Source organism: Serratia sp. A07 (assembly GCF_058725505.1).
Genome location: NZ_JBZXDO010000019.1, coordinates 1 through 19240, shown reverse-complemented (window position 1 = coordinate 19240; position 19240 = coordinate 1). Strand labels below are relative to the sequence as shown.

Here is a 19240-nt window from a genome sequence, read left to right as displayed (position 1 = left end):
ATCTCCTTACTGCACGGGGGAAAGGAAACGGTAAATCGTCACGCCTTTCACCACCCGGTTAACCTCGCCGGTGGGGCAAGGGTTGTCTGGGGTCAGCCCCAGCGCCAGCGAACTCTCGAAGGCCAGCATCTGGGTGAACAGCAGATACGGGAACAGCAGCCAGATATCATCCGTGGCCTGATGCATAGGCAGCAGGGCATCGGACGGTGTCCGGGGCTGGCCGGTCAAACCGACCAATTGCATCGCCAACCCGTCGCGCTGCAGCTCGTTCCACAGATCGCGGTCATACTGGCGGGCGTAGTCGTCGTGGGAGAACATCACCACCACCAATGTTTGGCCGTCGACCATAAATTTCGGGCCGTGGCGCAGGCCGAGCGGCGAGTCGTAGCGCGTCACGATGCGCCCGGCGGTCAGCTCCAGCATTTTGAGCGAGGCCTCTTCCGCCAGGCCGGTAAAGCAGCTGCCGCCGAGGGTGATATAACGGCGGAAACCGCTGGCGGCCAGCGCCTTTACCTGTGGCTGCAGCGTTTCGCGCAGTGCGCGGCAGCGCTGCACCATGGCGTTCAGCGGCGCCTGGGCGGCCTCGAGCGAAAGCGGGCCGAGCAGCAGCGCGGCGCTCAGCATCATGCAGCTGAAGCTGGAGGTCATGGCGAAGCTCTGATCGTTGGAGCCTTGCGGCATCACCAGCGAACAGACGTTGTCGCGCCGATGCGCATACTGCGCCAGCTTGCTGTCCGGGTTGCAGACCAGCATCAGGTGGTAGCTTTCTGGCAGCAGTTGGTCGGCCAGCTCCACCGTCGCCACGCTTTCCGGGCTGTTGCCCGAGCGGGCGAAGGAGACCAGCAGCGTCGGCCGCTCAGGATCGAGATACTGCCGCGGGTTGGCGACGATATCGGTGGTGCCGTAGGCCGCCACGTCGCGGCCGGTTCGTTCGCGCAGCCAGGGCGCCAGGGCGCGGCCGGCGAACGCCGAGCTGCCGGCGCCGCACAGCACGATTTGCAGCCGAGGATTGGCCAACAGCGGCGCCAGGAACGGCTGCCACTGCGCCTGTTGCTCCTGCAGTTGCCGATGCAGCGCCGCCCACAGATCCGGCTGCTGCCAAATCTCTGCGGCGGTGTGCCAGGCGTTGCGCTGCTTCAGCCAATCCGCCTCGTAAGAGAAATACGCGTTCATGATGACAACTCCTTAAAAGCCTCGGTTAACGGTCGGCGATAATCACGTCGATCCCTAAATGGTGCAGCGCCTGCAGATAGTGTTCCGGAATGCGGCCGTCGGTGACCAGGCGGTGGATCTGGCCGATTTCGCGGATCATGCAAAAGCTGGTGCGGCCGAATTTGCTGGCGTCGGCGATGGCGATCACTTCGCGCGCCACCTCGCACATCACGCGGTTCAGCTGCGCTTCGCCCGGATCCGGCGTGGTGATGCCGCCCGCCAGATCGAAACCGTCGACGCCGAGAAACAGCTTGTCGAACCGGTACTGGCGCAGCTGCTGTTCGGCGGCGGGGCCGTACAGCGACCAGGCCTTGCGGCGCACGCTGCCGCCGACCACCATCAGATCGATCTGCTCGTTGTTGGCCAGCTCGAAGGCGATGTTCAGCGCGTTGGTCATCACCACCAGATCCTTTTTCCCCGCCAGCTGCGGCGCCATCTGGCTGGTGGTGGAGCCGGAGTCGAGGATGACGGCGTCGCCGTCTTCAATCAGCGCCGCCGCCGCGCAGGCGATGGCGTGTTTTACGTCGCGGTTGATGCGGCCCTTGTCCTGCAGCGGGCGATCGAAGGCGAACTGTTTGTTCAACATGGCGCCGCCGTAAGCGCGCACCGCGCAGCCGTGTTTTTCCAGCTGGCGCAGATCGCTGCGGATGGTGACGCTGGACACCGAAAACTGCTGGCTGAGCTGTTCCACGCGCACCGAGCCTTCGCGGCACAGCTGGTCGATAATTAATTCCCGGCGTTTTGCGGTATTGATCATTAACGCAGACTCCTGATTTACCTGTAGCCGTGCCCGACCGCGGCTTAATAAGCCGCAGCGATACCGACCGGAGCGCTTTCAGTTGTTCGTGGCGAATTACAGCAAACGAAACACTGAAATGCAATCGATTAATTTTAAAATATCTATATCTATCAGTTGGTTATATTTAATTTTGCTTTCGGTTTAGCGGTAACCGAAAGCGGTATTAACACAAAGTGAAAACGGCAAATTCGTTATTTTTCAGTCGACAATTCTCGCGATGGCTTTATTCGGCCCTGCGGCGGCGAAAGCCGCAGCGATCATTCGACAGCCGCCGGGCTTTCACTGTTTTTTTATGCCGCCGCCTGTAATAGCGCTGCGCCACGCACGCCGCTGCTGTCACCGTGCACCGGTGGGAATACCGCTGCCGGTTCCACGCCCGGCAGCAGCCAGTGCCGCATCGCCGCCGGCAGCAGCCGATACAGCTCGCCGACGTTCGACAACCCACCGCCCAACACGAAGGCATCGACGTCCAGCAGCAGCTGCAAACCGGCCAGCGCGCTGGCCAGAATGTCGACGTAGACGGTCATCAGCCACTGTGCGAGCGTATCCCCCGCGCGATAGCTGGCGACCAGCGCCGGCACGTCGGCGGCCGGATGGGCAAAGTGGCGGCTCAGCGCCAGCAGCCCGCTGCCGGAGACGTAGCGTTCAAAGCAGCCGGTCAGCCCGCAGTTGCAGCCGAACAGCGGCAGATCGTAGCGCTGCGCCAGCTGGGCGGAGATCGGCATATGGCCCCATTCGCCCGCCAGCCCGTTGCGCCCCTTGTGCAATTGCCGGTTCACCACCAGGCCACCGCCGGCACCGGTGCCGATGATGGCGCCGAACACCAGCGGCAGATGGGCGGTTTGCGGCGTGCTGGCTTCCGACAGCGCGAAACAGCGGCAGTCGTTCTCGATGGCGATTGGCCGCGCCAGCGCCTGCGTCAAATCATCCGCCAGGCAATGCCCGGTCAGGCAGGGCACGTTGACCGCCAGCTGGCGGCGGCTGACGGGATCGGTGATCCCCGGCAGGCCGATGCCGATGCTGCCGCGTGTATGCAGCTCGCGGTCCGCCTGCTCGACCAGCCCGGCGATGCAGGCCACGAACTCGCCATAATCGCCGGTTGGGGTGCGCACGCGCTGAAGCAGCACCTGATTGAGCCGGCGATCATAAGCGGCCATTTCGATCTTGGTGCCGCCGATGTCGAAGCCGTAACGCATCTCTCTCGTGCTCATGGTCAGGCTCCGTTCAGGGCGATCACCGCCGCTTCGCGGCGCGCGCGTTCGGCGGCGAACACCATCAGGTGGCTCTCCAGCGCTTCCGCCGGGCCGGCCAACACCTGGCTCGGATCGTTGGTGCGAATGGCCGCGATAAAGTGCTGCATCAGGTAGTAGTCGCCGCCGCCGTGGCCGGCCATGGCGTGCAGATGCTGGCCGGCGTCGGTGTCGTAATGCGTTTCGCCGTCGTCGAGGAACGAGGTGATGCGGATATGGCGGCCGTCGCCTTCCAGGCAGCCGCGGCTGCCGAAGATGCGGGTGTGGCGATCTTCGTGGCGGGTAAAGGCCGTCATGGTGAACGACGCGGTGCGGCCGCCGGCGAACTGCATGTTGACCACCTGATGATCGACCACGTTATTGTCGCAGCGGTAAACGCAGCGGCCGTAGGGCCCGTCGCGCAGCGCCGCCCGCAGCGTTGTCTGGTCAGGTTCTGGCGTTAATACGCGCAGAAAGCCGGGCGTGGCCTTGTGGTCGTCGCCCAGATAGATGCGTTTGGCGGAATAGGGGCAGGACGCCTCCACCGCGCAATCCAGGCAGTTGTCCGCCGCGCCGGCCGGTTGGTTTTCCTGGCGGAAGTGGCGCAGGTTGCCGAAGGAGCTGACCTGTTCGCAGGGCTGCTCCATCACGTAGCGGATCCAGTCGATGTCGTGGCAGGATTTCTGCAGCAGCATAAAGGCGGCCTGCCGATCGTTGCGCCAGTTGCCGCGCACGAAGGAGTGCGCCTGATGCCAGTAGCCGACCGGCTCCAGGTGTTGCAGGCTGACGATGTCGCCGATCGCGCCGTCGCGCAGCAGCTGTTTGAGCTTTTGGGTATAGCGGGTGTAGCGCAGCACGTGGCCGACCGAGAAGATCAGCTTTTGGCGCACCACCTCGGCGACGATGGCGCGGCACTCGTCGGCGTCCGGCGACAGCGGCTTTTCCAGCAGCATGGCGTAGCCCTGGCGGGCGAAGGCCAGCGCCGGTTCCAGGTGCATCTGATCCTGAGTGCAGATCAGCACCGCGTCGGCCAGCTTGTCGGCATCGGCGGCCTGGCGCCAGTCGGTGAAGACGTTTTCCGGCGCGATGGCGTGCTGCGCCACGAACTGCTCGCGGTAGGCGTCGCGCGGTTCCGCCACCGCCACCACCTGCATCAAATCGGGGTGCGCCAGCGCATAGCGCGAGTAGATTTCACCGCGCGCGCCGGCGCCGACCACCAGCACCTGCACCGGGCGCTGGGCAACGTTGTTGGGTTGTGTTGACGACATTGCTGATACTCCGCTGTTGATATTTGAGGTTTTGGCCGCTGAGCTCGTCGAACAAATGTGCGCGCGTCAGATCGAATGCCAGATGAACGCTTTCGCCGAGGCGCGGCTCCCAGTCCGGCAGCGACGCCATGCGCAGCACGAAGCGCAGGTCGGCCAGCTCGCAGTGCAGCAGCTCTTCGTTGCCCATGCGCTCGATGGTGACGATCTGCGCCGGGAAGCAGTTGGCGCTGCCGGGCGCGCACAGCCGCAGGGACTCCGGCCGGATACCGAGGCACACCCGCGCATGCGGATAGTCCGTCAACTGCCGCTGCAGCGCCGGCGGCAGCTCGAGCGGGTGCTGCAGGCCGATGCGCAGCCGCACCGTTTGGCCGTCGCGCACGATCGCCAGATCGTGCAGGTTCATCGACGGGCTGCCGATAAACTCGGCGACGAAACGGTTGGCGGGGTGGTGGTACAGGTTGATCGGTTTATCCACCTGCATGATGGCGCCGCGGTTCATCACGCAAATGCGATCGCCCATGGTCATCGCTTCGACCTGATCGTGGGTGACGTACACCATGGTGGCGGCGGCGCCTTCCTGCTTCAGCTGATTGTGCAGTTCGATCAGCTGCACGCGCATCGACACCCGCAGCTTGGCGTCGAGGTTGGACAGCGGCTCATCGAACAGGAACACTTTGGGTTTGCGCACGATGGCGCGGCCGACCGCCACCCGCTGGCACTGGCCGCCCGAGAGCTGGCCCGGCTTGCGCTGCAGCAGGTTGGTGATCTCCAGCTTTTCCGCCGCGTCGCGCACCCGGCGGTCGATCTCGGCCTTGCTCTCTTTGCCGATCAGGCCGAACGCCATGTTCTTGTACACCGTCATGTGCGGGTACAGCGCATAGTTCTGGAACACCATGGCGACGCCGCGATCCTTCGGCATGCTGTCGTTGACGCAGCGATCGTGGATCAGGATCTGCCCCTCGCTGACGCTCTCCAGCCCGGCGATCATCCGCAGCAGGGTGGATTTGGCGCAGCCGGACGGGCCGACGAACACCATAAATTCCCCGTCCTCAATGTCCAGATTGACGCCGTGCAGCGCGTGGAAACCGTTGGGGTAGACTTTTTTAACGCTGTTTAACTGAATTCCGGCCATGTCATTTACCTTGTCTGCGCGTTAGCCTTTCACCCCGGCGCTGGCGATGCCCTGGATGAAATAGCGTTGGAAAATAATGAACAGCATCAGCATCGGGATCACCGCCATCAGCGCCCCGGCCATCAGCAACGGGTATTCCACCCCGGCGCGGCTGGAGAGCGAGGCGAGGCCAACCGGCAGCGTCAGCTTCTCGGTGGTGGTATTGACGATCAGCGGCCACATCAGGTTGTTCCAGCTCCACAGGCCGTTGATGATGACGCAGGCGATAATGCCCGGCCGGATCAGCGGCAGCATGATGCGCCAGAAGATGGCGAAGTAGCTGTAGCCGTCGATCAAGGCCGCTTCTTCCATCTCCTTCGGCACCGCCAGAAAGAACTGGCGCAGCAGGAAGGTGGCGTAGACGCTGAAAATGCCCGGCAGCACCAGCCCGGTGATGCTGTTGACCAGCCCCAGCTTCTGTACCACCAGAAATTGCGGGATCAGAAACGCCTGGCCGGGCACCATCAGGATCGACACGCACACCAGGAACACCGCGTCGCGGCCGCGAAAATGCAGGCGCGAGAAGCCATAGGCGGCCAGGGTGGCGATCGCCATCTGCAGGGTGACGGTGAAGAAGGTCGCCAGCAGCGAGTTGAGATAAAAACCGGCGAACGGGATTTCGTGCATCACCCGGCCGTAGGCCTGCAGGCTGGGGTGCGCCGGCAGCAGCGTCAGCGGGATCTGGATGCTCTCGGCCTGGGTTTTCAGCGAGGTCACCAGCATCCAGATAAAGGGCACGACCGAGGCCAGCGCCGCCAGCCCCATAAACAGGTACACCAGCGTTTTCTTGCTTGCGTTCATGTGCAGCTCCTCAGCTGACTTTCAGGCGCTTGCCGATCGCCATTTGAATCAGGGTGATCACCAGCGTGACGGCGAACAGCACCACGGTGATGGCGGAGGCGTAGCCTTTTTCCTGCAGGTAAAACGCGTACTTGTAGAACAGGTTGGTGACGGTCATCACGTCGTTTTCCACCAGCGCGCGGTCGAACATCAGGAACACCACGTCGAAGATTTGCAGGATCTCGATAAAGCTCATCACCGACACGAAGAACAGCGTCGGCACCATCATCGGCAGCGTGATGCAGAAGAAGCGCCGCAGGGTGCCGATGCCGTCGATATCCGCCGCCTCGTACAGCTGGCGCGGAATACTCTGCAGCCCGGCCAGCAAAATGATGATCTTCAGCGCCAGCGACGACCAGATGATGATGATGGACACGCTGATGCGCACCACGTCCGGATCGGACAGCCAGGCGACCGGCGCAATGTGCAGCAGGCCCAGCGCCTGGTTGATCAGGCCGAAATCCTTGTTGAACAGCCATTGCCACACCATGGCCACCGCCGCGGGCATGGTGACCGCCGGCAGGAACAGCAGGGTGCGCAGCAGGCCTTTGCCGCGGATGTTCTGGTTGAGGCCGATCGCCAACAGCAGCGACAGGCTCAGGCTGATCGGTACGCACACCACCACGTAGAACAGGGTGTTGGCGGCGGCGGTGTAGAAGTCGTCGTCTTCGAACAGGTTGAGATAGTTATCGACGCTGATGCTGCTCCAGCGCATGAACTGGTTCAGATCGGTAAAGCTGTAAAAAATGTTCTGTAAAAAGGGGATCAGGTAAAACACCGTGACCCCCAACAGCAGCGGCAGGATCATCACCCAGCCCCAGAAGCGTTCGGCGCGTTCGAGCCGATTGAGCGCGGGGCGGGCGGTGCGCCGGGATGATTTCAGGGTGACCGTAGCCGTTTCTGCCAGCGACATGTTGCCATTCCTCACCTATCACTTTCAGCGTGGGTCCACTGCGGCGCACACTCGGGGTAGCGCGCCGCGGCGGGGCGATTACTGCTCCATGACGCGCGCGATCTTCTTGACCGATTTGTCCATTTCCTGCTTGGCGTCCGCGCCCATAAAGATTTTCTTCAGGCTGGCGATCCACATGTTCTGCCATTTCGGCGTATTGGTGCCGGCGGTGGGGTAAGCCTGGGTCACTTCAAGGGTCTGGATATAAGGCGAGACGTCGACTTTCTGGATCTGCTGCGCCCAGACCTTGGCCGCCGTCTTGTTGGCCGGGATCACCACCTTGGCCAGCTCCGCCTGCGAGGCTTCGCTGCTCATGAAGGCGATATATTTCCAGGCGGCCTGTTTGTGGGCGCTTTTGGCCGACATGGCGAAGGCCAGGCTGTGCGCTACGCCGGACTGGCGTTCAATTTTCGGCATCATTACCACACCGATGTGATCGTTGATCAGCGGGTTGTTGGCGAACGGCGCCGCCAGCCAGGAACCGGCATAGACCATCGCGGCGCGGTTGGACTGGAAGATGTTCTCGGTTTTGACTTCGCTCATTTGCTGGGCGCTCGGCATCAGGCCGTCTTTCATCATGCCCTGCAGCTGCTGGTAGACCCAGATGGATTTGTCGTTGGCGATGTCGGTGGGTTGGCCGTCTTTCGGTACGATGTGATTGCCGTTTTGGAACAGCAGGTTCATATAGCTGTCCTGGCCGTCGATGCTGAGATCCATCACCAGCGGGAAGGCGGCGCCTTTCAGCCCGCTTTTCAGGGCGGTGGCTTTGTTTTTCAGATCGTCCCAGCTCCAGTCGCTGGTGGGGTAGCTGACGCCGGCCTGATCGAACAGTTTTTTGTTGTACCACACGGCGATGGAGTCGACGTCGCGCGGAATGGCCATCTGTTGGCCGTCGTACTGGTAGGCTTTTACCGAACTGGCGACCACGTCGTCCAGCTGAAGGCCGCTGTCCTTAATATAAGGCGCCAGCGGTTCCATAATGCCGTTTTTGGCGTATTGCACAAAATAAGGCATATTGATCCAGAATATATCCGGCGCCACGCCGCCGGCGGCGGCAGAATCCAATTTAACGAAATATTGCGCAGAGGGCGTTAATTCTATTTCTATTTTTATAGCCGGATTGGCTTGTTCAAAGCGTTTGGCTATCTCCTGTTCGGCAGGTAATTGGTTTCTGTCCCAAACGGCATAGCGCAATGTTATTTTATCTGCGGCGTGGAGCAGGGTAGGTAATAATAATGCGCTGGCAAGAATAGAGTGCGCCAGCAGGCGTCCGGTATTTTTTATCGGTGACATTGCTTTCCCCTCGGTGAGCGACGAATAACGTTTTTCGCAACATAAATTCTTTCTATCCCTTAACTTTCAATGTGTCAATACACCCCCGAATGCCCAAAAATGGGGCGCGAATGTTTCACTGTTGTTAAAACCGAAAGGCTTTCACGGCCAAGTGAAAGGTTGTTTTGTTCACATTTCGTTAACCTGCTGGTGGGTTTTCTCCCTGCTGTCGCGGCATTTAGCGGCCCTCGCCGGCATAGGAATAACTGATAACCCTTGCACCATAATGGGGATTAAAAACATTTTTATTGTGCAAGCATCAGCTTCTTTCATTTTTGTGATGCAAATAAACAAAAAAATCGGATTGCGGCAGTCAAAGAAGGGCGTGGGAACGATTTTTATTACCGGCTATTGTCTGTGGCGATAAAAGGCGCTAGCCTGAATTTCACCGTGTTTATTCATTAAAAATAAAGAGGGCCGAACATCATGCGCCTGTCTCTGGTATTTACTCATTGCCTGGAGAAAGTATTTCATCGCCACAGCGTGCCGCCTATTTCCGTGGAGGAAAGGCTGAGCGGGTTAAATAACGAGGTGCTTTCCTGGCAGGCGGTGTACTGTTTGCAAACGCCGGGCAACGAAACCCGCCATGAGCTGTGTTATCAACTCGACGGGCCGCTGGCGGAGTATATCAGCGTGCGCCAGGTGCAATCGGTGCCGAGCGGTTTTCCCTGTTATCGCGAGACCGACGAGAATTACCTGACGACCGAGCCGGGCTTATTTCCCGATCCGCTGATGCCGCTGCCGCAACGGCGTTTTTTCGCCGCCTGCCGCTATTATGGCAGCCTGTGGTTGACCCTGACGCCGCCGGCCGATGCGCAACTGTCCGGCGACTTTCCGTTGACCCTGCGGCTGCTGGATGCCCAGAGCGGCGAGGCGCTGGCCGAGGCCACGCTGACGCTGCATCTGGTGCCGGCGGCGTTACCGCCGCAAACGCTGTTGCACACCGAGTGGCTGCACACCGACTGCCTGGCGGATTACTACCGTCTGGCGGTGTTCAGCCCGGATTACTGGCGCGCAGTGCGCCACTTTGTGCGCTGTGCGGTGCGCGCCGGGGTCAATATGCTGCTGACGCCGCTGTTTACGCCGCCGCTGGATACCGCCGTCGGCGGCGAACGCACCACGGTGCAGCTGGTGAGGGTGACGCGTTCGGCGCAGGGATATGGCTTCGATTTCAGCCGCCTGGCGCAGTGGGTGGCGCTGGCGCAGGAAGAGGGCATCGAGCACTTCGAAATCGCGCCGCTGTTTACCCAATGGGGGGCGGTGCATGCGCCTAAGATCGTGGTGGAGGAGCAGGGCGAGGCGCGACCGCTTTTCGGCTGGCACACCGATGCGCAGGGCGAACCGTATCAGCGTTTCCTGCAGGCGCTGCTGCCCGAATTGACCGCCTGGTTCCGCGAACGGGGGCTGGAACGGCAGGTGTGGTTCCATGTTTCCGATGAGCCGACGCTGGACAACCTGGCGGCCTATCGGCGCGCCGCCGCCGCGCTGCGGCCGCTGCTGGACGGCTTCCGCACCTTCGACGCGCTGTCGGATTTCGCTTTCTATCAGCAAGGCCTGGTGGAAACCCCGGTCGCCGCGACCGATCATATCTATCCCTTTATCGAACACCGGGTGCCCGGCCTGTGGGCCTATTACTGCTGCGTGCAGAAAACCGAGGTCGCCAATCGGTTCTTCGCCCAGCCTTCGGCGCGCAACCGCATATTGGGCGTGCAGCTGTATCTGTACCGCATTGCCGGCTTCCTGCATTGGGGATTCAACTTCTATAACAGCGCCCATTCGCGCGAGCGCATCAATCCGTACGCGGTGACCGACAGCGGCCATGCGTTTCCCTCCGGCGATCCGTTCGTGGTCTATCCGGGCGAGGATCTGCAGCCGGTGGAGTCGCTGCGCCTGCGGGTGCTGCACCAGGGGCTGCAGGACATGCGTGCGCTGCAGCTGCTGGAGAGTCTGACCGACCGGGCGACGGTGGAGACGCTGATCGAACGCGAGCTGGGCATGCGCATCACCTTCAAGCGATATCCGCACCAGGCCGGGCCGCTGCTGCGCCTGCGAGAAGCGGTGAACCGCCGCATCGAAGCGTTGCTGGCGCCGATGTGAGGGGCAATGGGGGCGAAAATGCGTCTTTCGCTCCCAAATCGCCATTACTTTGCTATACCTGATAGTCGATGGATTCATTTTATTGTCATGTAACTGACACGTCAGAGTCACGGCTCTGGCTTAAGTTTGCAGCGACTACGTCAGGAGATAACGCGATGTTCAGCCTGGATTCTCTGTTGCAAGATGCATTTCCACACCGCAATACCCCTGCCTGGCAGCGCAGCCTGCTAAGAACCCTTCTCTTCGAAAAAGAATTCAAACAGTTCGCCGCCGACTATCCCCACCTGAAAGGGCTCGATCTGATCGAGCAGGTGGTGGACTACTTCAACCTCAGCTGCGAGCTGGTGGACGGCGATCTGGAAAACATTCCGAGCCAGGGGCCGGTGGTGCTCGTGGCCAATCACCCGATCGGTTCGCTCGACGGCCTGGTGCTGCTGCGCGCCGTCGCGGCGGTGCGCCCGGATGTGAAAGTGGTGGCCAGCCAGCTGCTGACCTACATCGAACCGCTGCGCAACCTGTTCGTGCCGGTGGATAACGTCGCTTATAAAACCAGCCGCAAGCAGATTGAAGGCATGCAGCAGCAGCTGGACAATCAGGGCGCGCTGATCCTGTTCCCGGCCGGCGAAGTGTCGCGCATGAGCCCGAAGGGCATCCGCGACGGCCACTGGCATACCGGCTTTCTGCGCCTGGCCGCCAAGGCGCGCGCGCCGATCGTGCCTATTCATATCAGCGCGCGCAACAGCAACCTGTTCTACTTTACCTCGCTGGTCTACCGGCCGCTGTCGACGCTGTTGCTGGTGCGCGAAATGTTCCAGCAGCGGGGCGGGCGCATCAAGATCCGCATCGGCGGCCGCGTGCCGTTCGCCAACTGGCACGACGGCCACACCAGCGCCAAGGATCTGGCGGAGCGTTTTCGCCGCCATGTGTATCGCCTGGGCCAGGGCAAGCCGGGGCTGTTCGCCAGCGAATCGCCGATCGCGCTGCCGGAAGAGCGTTTGGAGCTGAAAAAAGCGCTGGCGAACTGCGAACGCTTGGGGGTGACGCCGGACGGTAAAACCATCTACCTCTACCGCCGCCACGACGAAGCGCGCACGCCGATCCTGCGCGAACTGGGTCGCCTGCGCGAGATCGCCTTCCGTGCGGTAGGGGAAGGCTCCGGCCGCCGCCGCGATCTGGACAGCTACGACGACGACTATTATCACCTGGTGCTGTGGGATGAGGAGGAGCTGGAGATCGTCGGCGCCTATCGCTTTATCCCCACCGCCGAACAAATCGAACGCAAAGGGCTGGAAAGCATCTACAGCAATAGCCTGTTCCACTACGACCGCGATATGGAACCGATCCTGGCGCAGGGCATCGAGCTGGGGCGCAGCTTCATTCAGCCCGCCTATTGGGGCAAACGCGGGCTGGACTATTTGTGGCTGGGCATCGGCGCCTACCTGTCGAAATACCCGCAGTACCGTTATCTGTTCGGCCCGGTGTCGATCTCCGGCGGCATGCCGCTGGCGGCGCGCGATCTGCTGATCGCCTTCTATCGGCTCTACTTCTCGCCGGATCATGCCTTCGCGCAGTCGCGCCGGCCTTATCCTGCGTCGCTACCGCAGGTGCTGGCGCAGTTTGCCGGGGATAACTACCAGGAAGATCTGGTGCGGCTGAAGAGCCTGCTCAGCAACATCGGCTGTTCGATCCCGACGCTGTACAAACAGTACACCGAGCTGTGCGAGCCGGGCGGGGTGCAGTTTATCGACTTCGGCACCGATCCGGCGTTCAACAACTGCATCGATGGGCTGGTGCTGGTGGACACCACGCGGCTCAAGCCGTCGCGCTATCAGCGTTATATTGCAGTGCATCAGCCACAGCCAGCCGAGACGGCATGATTGTAGTCTGACTCATGCCTTTTTGATCTAAGCACGACCTTGGGGCCGGCGACGGGATAGCGCTACGATAAACGTTTCGCTTTCCACCGCCGGAGCCTTGCATGCCTCACTCGTTTATCCCGCCGTTATTGTCCGCCGATGAACCCTCTGCCGCCGCCGTTGAAATCCCGCATGGCAAAGCGCCATTTTTGCTGCTGTGCGATCACGCCGGCAAGGCGATACCGCAATCCCTCGGCGATCTCGGCTTACCGCCCGGGGAGATCGAACGCCACATCGGCTGGGATATCGGCGCGCTGAGCGTGTCGCGCCATCTGAGCCGCCAGCTGGACGCAACGCTGATCCATCAGCGCTATTCGCGGTTGGTGATCGACTGCAACCGGGCGCCCGGCATCGCCAGCTCGATCCCGCACTTGTCCGAGCTGACGCCGATCCCCGGCAATATCGGTATCGACGCCGAACACGCGCTGGCGCGCGAGCGCGAGGTATTTTTGCCGTATCACCACGCCATTGACGATCATTTGGGGCAACGTCAACTGCGTGAACTGCCGACGGCGGTGATCGCCATGCACAGCTTTACGCCAGTGTTCAAGGGGGAATCGCGCCCCTGGCAGGTGGGGCTGTTGTTTAACCGCTACCCGGAGTTTGCCCATCTGCTGGCCGAGCTGCTGCGCGAAGAGGGGGATTTGCAGGTGGGCATCAACGAACCTTATGCGATGACGGACGCCACCGACTATACGTTGCCGGTTCATGCGGAACGCCGCGGTTTGCCTTATGTCGGCATCGAAATTCGCCAGGATCTGATCGCCGACGAACGCGGGCAGCAGGCGTGGGCGAAACGTTTCGCGCGCCTGTTGCCGCAGGCCTGGCAACGCTGGCAAATTTGACTTTAGGAATATTCCCAGAGATGATAACCGTAAGGAATACGTAAGACGTCATTAGAAAAAAAGTCAGGAGAGACGTGTGGAGCACAGCGATAACGGACTGTTTATCAAACGGGAGCGTTTTGAAGTTCTGGCGATTCTGCGTGAAATTTGCAAACAACGCACGCCGCTGCGCGTAGAAAATCAGCAGCACCGGTTTCAAAGTCTGTTATTGAGCGTCGGGCCGGACAATATCGTGTTTAGCGGTGAGGAAGCCGCGAGCGCCATCGACGGCGCCTGCACCATCGTGATTGAAAGCAACGACGCCAAAATCGAGTTTTCCGTCGGCCAGGCGGAGCTGACCGAACATCAGGGCGTCCAGGCCTGCTCGACCCGTCTGCCGCAGGAGCTGGTTTACATTCAGCGCCGTCGCCAGTTCCGCATCACCACGCCGCACTGGCGTCAATTCTTCTGCACCGGCGAATACCCGGACGGTACGCCTTATGAGCTGCGGATCCACGATCTGTCCGCCGGCGGCGTCGGTTTGCGCTTCGACGGCCCGCTGCCGGAATTCTTCCAGCCGGGTTTGCAGTTCAAGAAAGCGCTGCTGGATCTGGGCAGCTACGGCAGCTTCAAGGTCAACATGGAGCTGGTGGTGGTCAACGACGATCAGGAAACTGACGACAACGATCAGGTGGTACACTTCTCGCGCCTGTCATGCCGCTTCCTCAAGCTGGGGCTGGCGATGGAGCGCAAAATCCAGAGCGCGGTGTTCGCCTTCGAGCTGGATTTCAACAAAAAGAAAAAACGCTGATCCTCTGTTCCGGCGCGTCGGGCTGGATGCCGCCCGGCCGCGCCGCCATTCTCTCCCCGTTCAGGGGACGTAAATAATCTCGAAGCTGGACGTATTGTCGTAGGAGGACTTTTTGCCGCCGTCGACGTAGATAATCTGCAAATCGTAGTGATACACCAGCTTCTTGTCCGGATGCAGGATCAGTTCCAGCACGGAAATCTTCACGTTAACCGATTGAACGGGGTGCTCCTTGTCCAGCTCAATGGTCTGATTGTCGATGCTGACCAGCATGCGCTTGATCGGCCGCGGCCCGGCGGGATCGTAGGCGCCGGCATCGCTGCGGAATTCCACGGTCTTATTGATGTCCGCCGGTGCGGATTGCTTGATGAAATCCGGCAGCCTGTTCTGGTATTTGGCGTCCAGCGCCAGCGCCACGGGCAGATTATCCGGGTTGAAGCCGGTGAACTGCACCGCCAGATACCCCTTGAGCAGCAGGTTTTGCGGCGACCGATCGAAGAAGGCATCCCAAATCAATCCAAATTGGCTGGCGGGCAGCGTGAATGAATCCACGATACCGCTCTGCAGATTGATCAGCGCGTTTTTTTCCTCCGTTTTGCCGTCCGGCAGCCCCAGCAGCAGCGTCAGGGTGTCCGCGTTGGCGAACGGTGCCAGCTTGCCGTCCGGTTGCATCTGCGTGAACTGTGCGGTGGCGTCGCCGATGCGCGCCTGATTGACCTTGGGTGACAGGAAATAGTCGAACGTCACCTCGACATCGTTGAGCGAGGTCGCGTGCGGCGCTGCAGAAAACGAGATAGACAGCATCGGTTTGTCGTCGTCGGCGGCGTTGGTCGCCAGCAGGAAAGTATCCGGCAGGTAATAAAGATAGTTTTTTCGTACATAGTCCTGATAGTAGTTGTACCACAGCTGCCCGAAGGCCAGCGGCGTGAGGATCAGCTGCAGGCGCGGTGGCGGCGGCAGGATGCCCTGATAGATATAGGGATAGTAGTTCTCGGCGAAGTAGAAGACTTTCGGCGAGGTGATGGTGTTGAGGAGCCCGTTATCGGTGACGATGGCGACCACCAGCGTGGTTTGCGAGTCATAATCCGACAGCGCTCGCAGCAGCGCGTCACGCTGTTCCAGGCGGTCCAGGTCGAGCTGGGCGCGGTAGCGGGTCGGTGGGACGTCCAGCAAAACCTGTTCGAAGATCATTTCTTCAACCTTGCCGAAAGTGCTGAAGGTCAGCACCACGTAGGGCACCTGCTGAACGGCGCGGCTGAGCGCGAAATCCACCGTCATATGCCAGCGCGTACCGTCACTGCTGGTGGCGATGCGATAGCGCGTCTCTCCCGAGACGACTTCGGTACAAACATCGGCCTGCAGTTCGTCGGCCACCGGCGCGGGCGCGGCGCGGTAGCGCAGACGGGGGGCTTCGGCGTCGGGAAACTGTTCGCGCGCGTTGTCCAAAATGACTTTGTTCAGCGTCACCAGATCATTGAGAAAGATGTTCATAGCGATCCTCCAGGGAAGAAAGGCGTGCCAGATGTCTGAACTGGTTCAGGCAGGCGGAAGTCCAAAGAAAATGACCGTCGTGACGGCGATAGAGCGGGCTTTCGTCGTTGGTCGCCGGCAAGCGCCAGGCGGCCAGCGCATCGATCGCCGGTGAAAGCTGCGGCACCCCTTGCCGCCTGGCGTATTCCAGCGTACTCAGCCACTCATGCGGGTGGGCATAATAGGGCGTTAACGCGTTGAGGCGGTTGTAATCGCCGTCGCTCCAGCTCACCGCCTGATTCAGCATTTGGATAATGCGCGGATAGGCCGGCGGCGGGCTGCCGTGAGCGGCGGTCAACGTATGGATTAAAATCAGCGCGTTGGTATTCACGCAGCAGTCCAGTTGCGTGATATCGCCGTCGTCTTTCATCCAGGTGTGAAAGGCGTAACACTCGGCCCAGGGATAGGGCGTCGTCTTCAGCCGCCGTTCGACGCGCTGTACCTGATAAGCCTGCATCTGCGCCAGCGTCTGTCTGGCTTGCGCCAACGAGCGCCGATGAAATCGATACAAGAGCTCAGTGATAATGGCGGTATCGTCGATGTCAGCGTCGATCCGCTGGCCCGCCATCCAGGCGGGGTGCTTGCCGGCAGGCCAAAAATGGAAGTGGTGCGGGCGGCTCTCGCAACCGAGCAAAAAGTCGAGCGCCAGCTCGATATGGGGCGCGGTCTGGGCGGTATAATCCAGCGTGCGCAGCACCTGGGCGGTGACAAAAGCATTTTCATCCTTGTGCCAGCGGCCATCCGGCGTTCTGACATGAGAGGGAAAGGCGCCGCTGGCACATTGCTGCGCCAACAGCTCCGCCAACGGCAATGGCACAAGCGGTGCCGTTTCGCGCGCTTTGCATGGCAGGATTTCGAAATGCGCGTTTTGCGGGCTGAACGTGCAGCTGACGCTGTGATTGCCCTGGCGATCGCAGGAAAAGCCGACGACGTTGTACTGCAACGGAACCTGTTCGCTCACCGCGCGGTTAAGCAGCGGCATGGCTTGGCCATCGGGCGCCAGCAGCGCGGTGATGCCGTCGAAAACGCGGCGGTTGTCGCCGAAAAAACTTGCCGCCATGGCGAACAGCGTAAAACTCTCCAGATTGCCGTCCGGCGCGTATCCCAGACTGAATCCGTAGGTGGTCGGGGGGAAGTCCCGCCTGTCCTGCTGCCGCAGCGCGCGGTCCAGCAGCGGCATCAGGGCGGAAAAACGGCTTTCTCCCTCGAACAGCCGCATGACGGCGAGGATATCGTCACGCGTGATCCGCGCACTGTGCCACTGGTAGTAATATTCGCGCGGAGAGTCGGCAGATTCCGGATAATACCCCACCATCAGCAGCATCAATCCCGCCGCGCGGCGGGCCTCGGCGGTGAGCGGCCCTTGCAAGCCATCGGGTGCGGCCGCCATGTCCGCGGGGGTTTCAACGTAGACCTTGGTTTTGATGGCGTCCGGGGCGTATTTTCGCCCCAGCCAGGCACCGAAACGCAGCGGCTGAACGCTTGCACATTGCATACGTCGCACCGCCTCCAGGCTGTTGGCGGGATCGGCGAGCGGGGCCGCGGTGAGCGCCTCACAGTGTCGGGCAAAGGCGCCGGCGCTGCGGCGCTGCGCATAGCGCGGTAAAAAGGGATCCAGCGTGCAGGCGAGCCCCTGCGGTTTGGCCGACGAGACGGTGAACTCCAGCGGGCTGCCGTTATAACCGAGCAGGCTGGTAGTAAACGCAACGGACAAACCGCCGGGCGTCGCCTTCGTCCGGCTGAAGCGGGCGACGTCCGGGGCCAGCGTGTTTTGCAAATGGGGCGCTTCCTTGCACAGGGCGTTGACCAGGGCGTTCCATGCCGCGGGTAACACTGCGTTGCGATCGATCATGGTGCTCACCTAAACCAGGTTGGGGATGACGATCGCCGGCGGGTTTTCGCTGCCGCTGCGTTCGACGGTTTCCCCGCCAACCAGGAAGTAGATCAGTGTGTAATTGACCGCCCAGGGCTTCTCCGTCAGACAGCGGTATTTGAACGTTTGGCTCTCGTGCGCGCCTTGCGTAAAGGTATATTTCTTGGTCTTGCGGCTTCCTTTGTCGTCCTGATAGCTCAGCTCCACCATGACCTGGTTACAGTTTTCCCACGAGAATTTGCGGTCGAGGAAGATACTGATCTCGTTGAAAGACAGCACCGAGCCGGGATCCATGTTCAGCAGGGTCGAGGCCGATTTGGACTGCGGCTGATAGCTGCTGCTGCCTTCCCAGCCCGAGGAGGCTGCGGATTTGAACGCGAATACGCTGGTGATATGGAACAGCTCGTTCTTATCGCTGCTGCGGGCAATGCGTTTGGTCCATGTCCCGTCATCGTTGGTGAAAGGCGCGCCGGTATAAACCTGGTTGTTGTAACGGATGTTGAAGGTGGCGGCCTTGATACCGTACTCCTCGAAGCTGTCCGGCCCGAGCACGGTCAAATCCAGCTGTTGGAAGAACGGATCGTTGACGTTGACCTGAATAAAGTAGGGCGCGGTTTTTTGGGCGTGCAGGATATCGCTGCCGATGAAGTTTTGCGGCACGGCGGACTGGCTGAGGGCTTTCGACGAGGTGTAGTTGAAGTTCAGGCTTTTGGTTTCCTCGATCCGCACCAGCTTGATCTCCAGCGAAGCGCTGGGGAACAGGCCGCCTTTGCCGGCTTCTTCGCCTTCTTTCTTGTCGCTGGCGATCAGCGAATCCAGAATGGCGTCGCTGGCGGATTTCGCCTGCGGGTTGCTGTCGTCGTTAGGTTTGAGCGTGGCGCTGAAAAAGCTTTTCAGGATCTCTTCCTTGACGAACTGCAGTGCCCACTCTTTCTCTTTGGCCTCTTCGTCGCCCGGCATGCTTTCGGTGACCTTGATCACCAGTTTCTGATCCTGCTGCAGTTTTTTGATGACGCTGTCGAAGCCCAGCCAGAAGCTGGCCGGCGTCTCAACCGGAATGGGAATGTTGGCGCCGAATTTCAGATCGAATTCTTTGTAGATGCTTTCGAACTGTGCGGTCACTTCGACCTTCAGCGCCGGCGTGATGCCGGTGAAGCTGAGGTTATAGGCGACGGCGGCCGGCGCCTTGGCCTGGGTGAACGCGGCTTCGAGGATCACCGCCTGGGACGGCGTCAGCTTGGCGCTGAAAATGGCGCTGTTGTTGCCGAACAGGCTGGGGCAAGGGGCGCTGATCAGCTCACCGTTGGTGGCACCCGCGTCGAGCACGAAGAAGTTCACCGTGCCTTTATCATACGGCACCTGGGCCTTGCGGGCATTCTTGGGATCAAC

At 60.8% G+C, this 19240-nt stretch carries 14 protein-coding genes and 1 pseudogene; 4 read left to right on the top strand and 11 right to left on the bottom strand.

Going from position 1 to position 19240, the window contains the following annotated elements; translation table 11 throughout:
* Positions 1-6: 6 nt before the first annotated feature.
* The 8 genes and pseudogenes from AC4PR2_RS17850 to AC4PR2_RS17815 all read right to left on the bottom strand — a co-directional run bounded on the left by AC4PR2_RS17850 (position 7) and on the right by AC4PR2_RS17815 (position 8764).
* Positions 7-1173 (bottom strand): SIS domain-containing protein, encoded by a 1167-nt coding sequence (locus tag AC4PR2_RS17850; protein WP_337046679.1) that lies wholly within the window; start codon positions 1171-1173, stop codon positions 7-9.
* 25 nt (positions 1174-1198) lie between these two features.
* Positions 1199-1969: a transcriptional repressor AgaR gene (gene agaR, locus AC4PR2_RS17845; protein WP_087762745.1), complete on the bottom strand. Its 771-nt coding sequence runs from the start codon at positions 1967-1969 to the stop codon at positions 1199-1201.
* 332 nt (positions 1970-2301) lie between these two features.
* Positions 2302-3207: an ROK family protein gene (locus AC4PR2_RS17840; protein ID WP_087762746.1), complete on the bottom strand. Its 906-nt coding sequence runs from the start codon at positions 3205-3207 to the stop codon at positions 2302-2304.
* A gap of 17 nt (positions 3208-3224) precedes the next feature.
* Positions 3225-4508, bottom strand: a complete 1284-nt coding sequence (locus AC4PR2_RS17835; protein ID WP_492175330.1) for a Gfo/Idh/MocA family protein — start codon at positions 4506-4508, stop codon at positions 3225-3227.
* A gap of 22 nt (positions 4509-4530) precedes the next feature.
* Positions 4531-5640 (bottom strand): annotated as a pseudogene (locus AC4PR2_RS17830) (ABC transporter ATP-binding protein); the annotation flags it as partial.
* A 21-nt stretch (positions 5641-5661) separates the two neighbouring features.
* A complete protein-coding gene (locus tag AC4PR2_RS17825) occupies positions 5662-6480 on the bottom strand; it encodes a carbohydrate ABC transporter permease (protein WP_004938251.1) in 819 nt (272 codons plus the stop codon).
* Between the two features lie 10 nt (positions 6481-6490).
* Complete coding sequence (locus tag AC4PR2_RS17820) at positions 6491-7432, bottom strand: carbohydrate ABC transporter permease (protein ID WP_047730640.1); 942 nt, start codon at positions 7430-7432, stop codon at positions 6491-6493.
* 78 nt (positions 7433-7510) lie between these two features.
* On the bottom strand, positions 7511-8764 hold the full coding sequence (locus AC4PR2_RS17815) for an ABC transporter substrate-binding protein (protein WP_442995221.1): 1254 nt from the start codon (positions 8762-8764) through the stop codon (positions 7511-7513).
* Between the two features lie 465 nt (positions 8765-9229).
* Between AC4PR2_RS17815 and AC4PR2_RS17810 the strand changes: the two genes are divergently transcribed.
* The 4 genes from AC4PR2_RS17810 to AC4PR2_RS17795 all read left to right on the top strand — a co-directional run bounded on the left by AC4PR2_RS17810 (position 9230) and on the right by AC4PR2_RS17795 (position 14451).
* Entirely contained in the window at positions 9230-10900 is a 1671-nt protein-coding gene (locus AC4PR2_RS17810; RefSeq protein WP_492175329.1) for a DUF4091 domain-containing protein, read from the top strand.
* A 155-nt stretch (positions 10901-11055) separates the two neighbouring features.
* The gene (gene olsF / locus AC4PR2_RS17805; protein WP_049199741.1) at positions 11056-12777 is read left to right on the top strand and encodes an ornithine lipid synthase OlsF; all 1722 of its coding nucleotides are present in this window, start codon (positions 11056-11058) and stop codon (positions 12775-12777) included.
* A 101-nt stretch (positions 12778-12878) separates the two neighbouring features.
* Complete coding sequence (locus tag AC4PR2_RS17800) at positions 12879-13661, top strand: N-formylglutamate amidohydrolase (protein WP_123895030.1); 783 nt, start codon at positions 12879-12881, stop codon at positions 13659-13661.
* Between the two features lie 76 nt (positions 13662-13737).
* A complete protein-coding gene (locus tag AC4PR2_RS17795; protein WP_049199733.1) occupies positions 13738-14451 on the top strand; it encodes a flagellar brake protein in 714 nt (237 codons plus the stop codon).
* 60 nt (positions 14452-14511) lie between these two features.
* Here the strand turns inward: AC4PR2_RS17795 and AC4PR2_RS17790 are convergent, their stop codons facing one another.
* From AC4PR2_RS17790 to AC4PR2_RS17780, 3 genes are all read right to left on the bottom strand, one after another.
* Positions 14512-15939 (bottom strand): hypothetical protein, encoded by a 1428-nt coding sequence (locus tag AC4PR2_RS17790; protein WP_087762752.1) that lies wholly within the window; start codon positions 15937-15939, stop codon positions 14512-14514.
* On the bottom strand, positions 15920-17830 hold the full coding sequence (locus tag AC4PR2_RS17785; protein ID WP_346420417.1) for a hypothetical protein: 1911 nt from the start codon (positions 17828-17830) through the stop codon (positions 15920-15922). The genes AC4PR2_RS17790 and AC4PR2_RS17785 overlap by 20 nt, the downstream gene beginning before the upstream one ends.
* Positions 17831-17839: 9 nt before the next feature.
* A partial coding sequence (locus AC4PR2_RS17780) for a hypothetical protein (RefSeq protein WP_492175328.1) occupies positions 17840-19240 on the bottom strand: 1401 nt, incomplete at its 5' end.

What these genes read in the sequence shown, in the direction of transcription:
- AC4PR2_RS17810 (WP_492175329.1), top strand. Translation starts at nt 9,230, where the DNA reads ATGCGCCTGTCTCTGGTATTTACTCATTGCCTGGAGAAAGTATTTCAT.
- AC4PR2_RS17820 (WP_047730640.1), bottom strand. Translation starts at nt 7,432, where the DNA reads ATGTCGCTGGCAGAAACGGCTACGGTCACCCTGAAATCATCCCGGCGC.
- AC4PR2_RS17815 (WP_442995221.1), bottom strand. Translation starts at nt 8,764, where the DNA reads ATGTCACCGATAAAAAATACCGGACGCCTGCTGGCGCACTCTATTCTT.
- AC4PR2_RS17840 (WP_087762746.1), bottom strand. Translation starts at nt 3,207, where the DNA reads ATGCGTTACGGCTTCGACATCGGCGGCACCAAGATCGAAATGGCCGCT.
- AC4PR2_RS17850 (WP_337046679.1), bottom strand. Translation starts at nt 1,173, where the DNA reads ATGAACGCGTATTTCTCTTACGAGGCGGATTGGCTGAAGCAGCGCAAC.
- AC4PR2_RS17790 (WP_087762752.1), bottom strand. Translation starts at nt 15,939, where the DNA reads ATGAACATCTTTCTCAATGATCTGGTGACGCTGAACAAAGTCATTTTG.
- olsF (WP_049199741.1), top strand. Translation starts at nt 11,056, where the DNA reads ATGTTCAGCCTGGATTCTCTGTTGCAAGATGCATTTCCACACCGCAAT.
- AC4PR2_RS17835 (WP_492175330.1), bottom strand. Translation starts at nt 4,508, where the DNA reads ATGTCGTCAACACAACCCAACAACGTTGCCCAGCGCCCGGTGCAGGTG.
- AC4PR2_RS17800 (WP_123895030.1), top strand. Translation starts at nt 12,879, where the DNA reads ATGCCTCACTCGTTTATCCCGCCGTTATTGTCCGCCGATGAACCCTCT.
- AC4PR2_RS17825 (WP_004938251.1), bottom strand. Translation starts at nt 6,480, where the DNA reads ATGAACGCAAGCAAGAAAACGCTGGTGTACCTGTTTATGGGGCTGGCG.
- agaR (WP_087762745.1), bottom strand. Translation starts at nt 1,969, where the DNA reads ATGATCAATACCGCAAAACGCCGGGAATTAATTATCGACCAGCTGTGC.
- AC4PR2_RS17785 (WP_346420417.1), bottom strand. Translation starts at nt 17,830, where the DNA reads ATGATCGATCGCAACGCAGTGTTACCCGCGGCATGGAACGCCCTGGTC.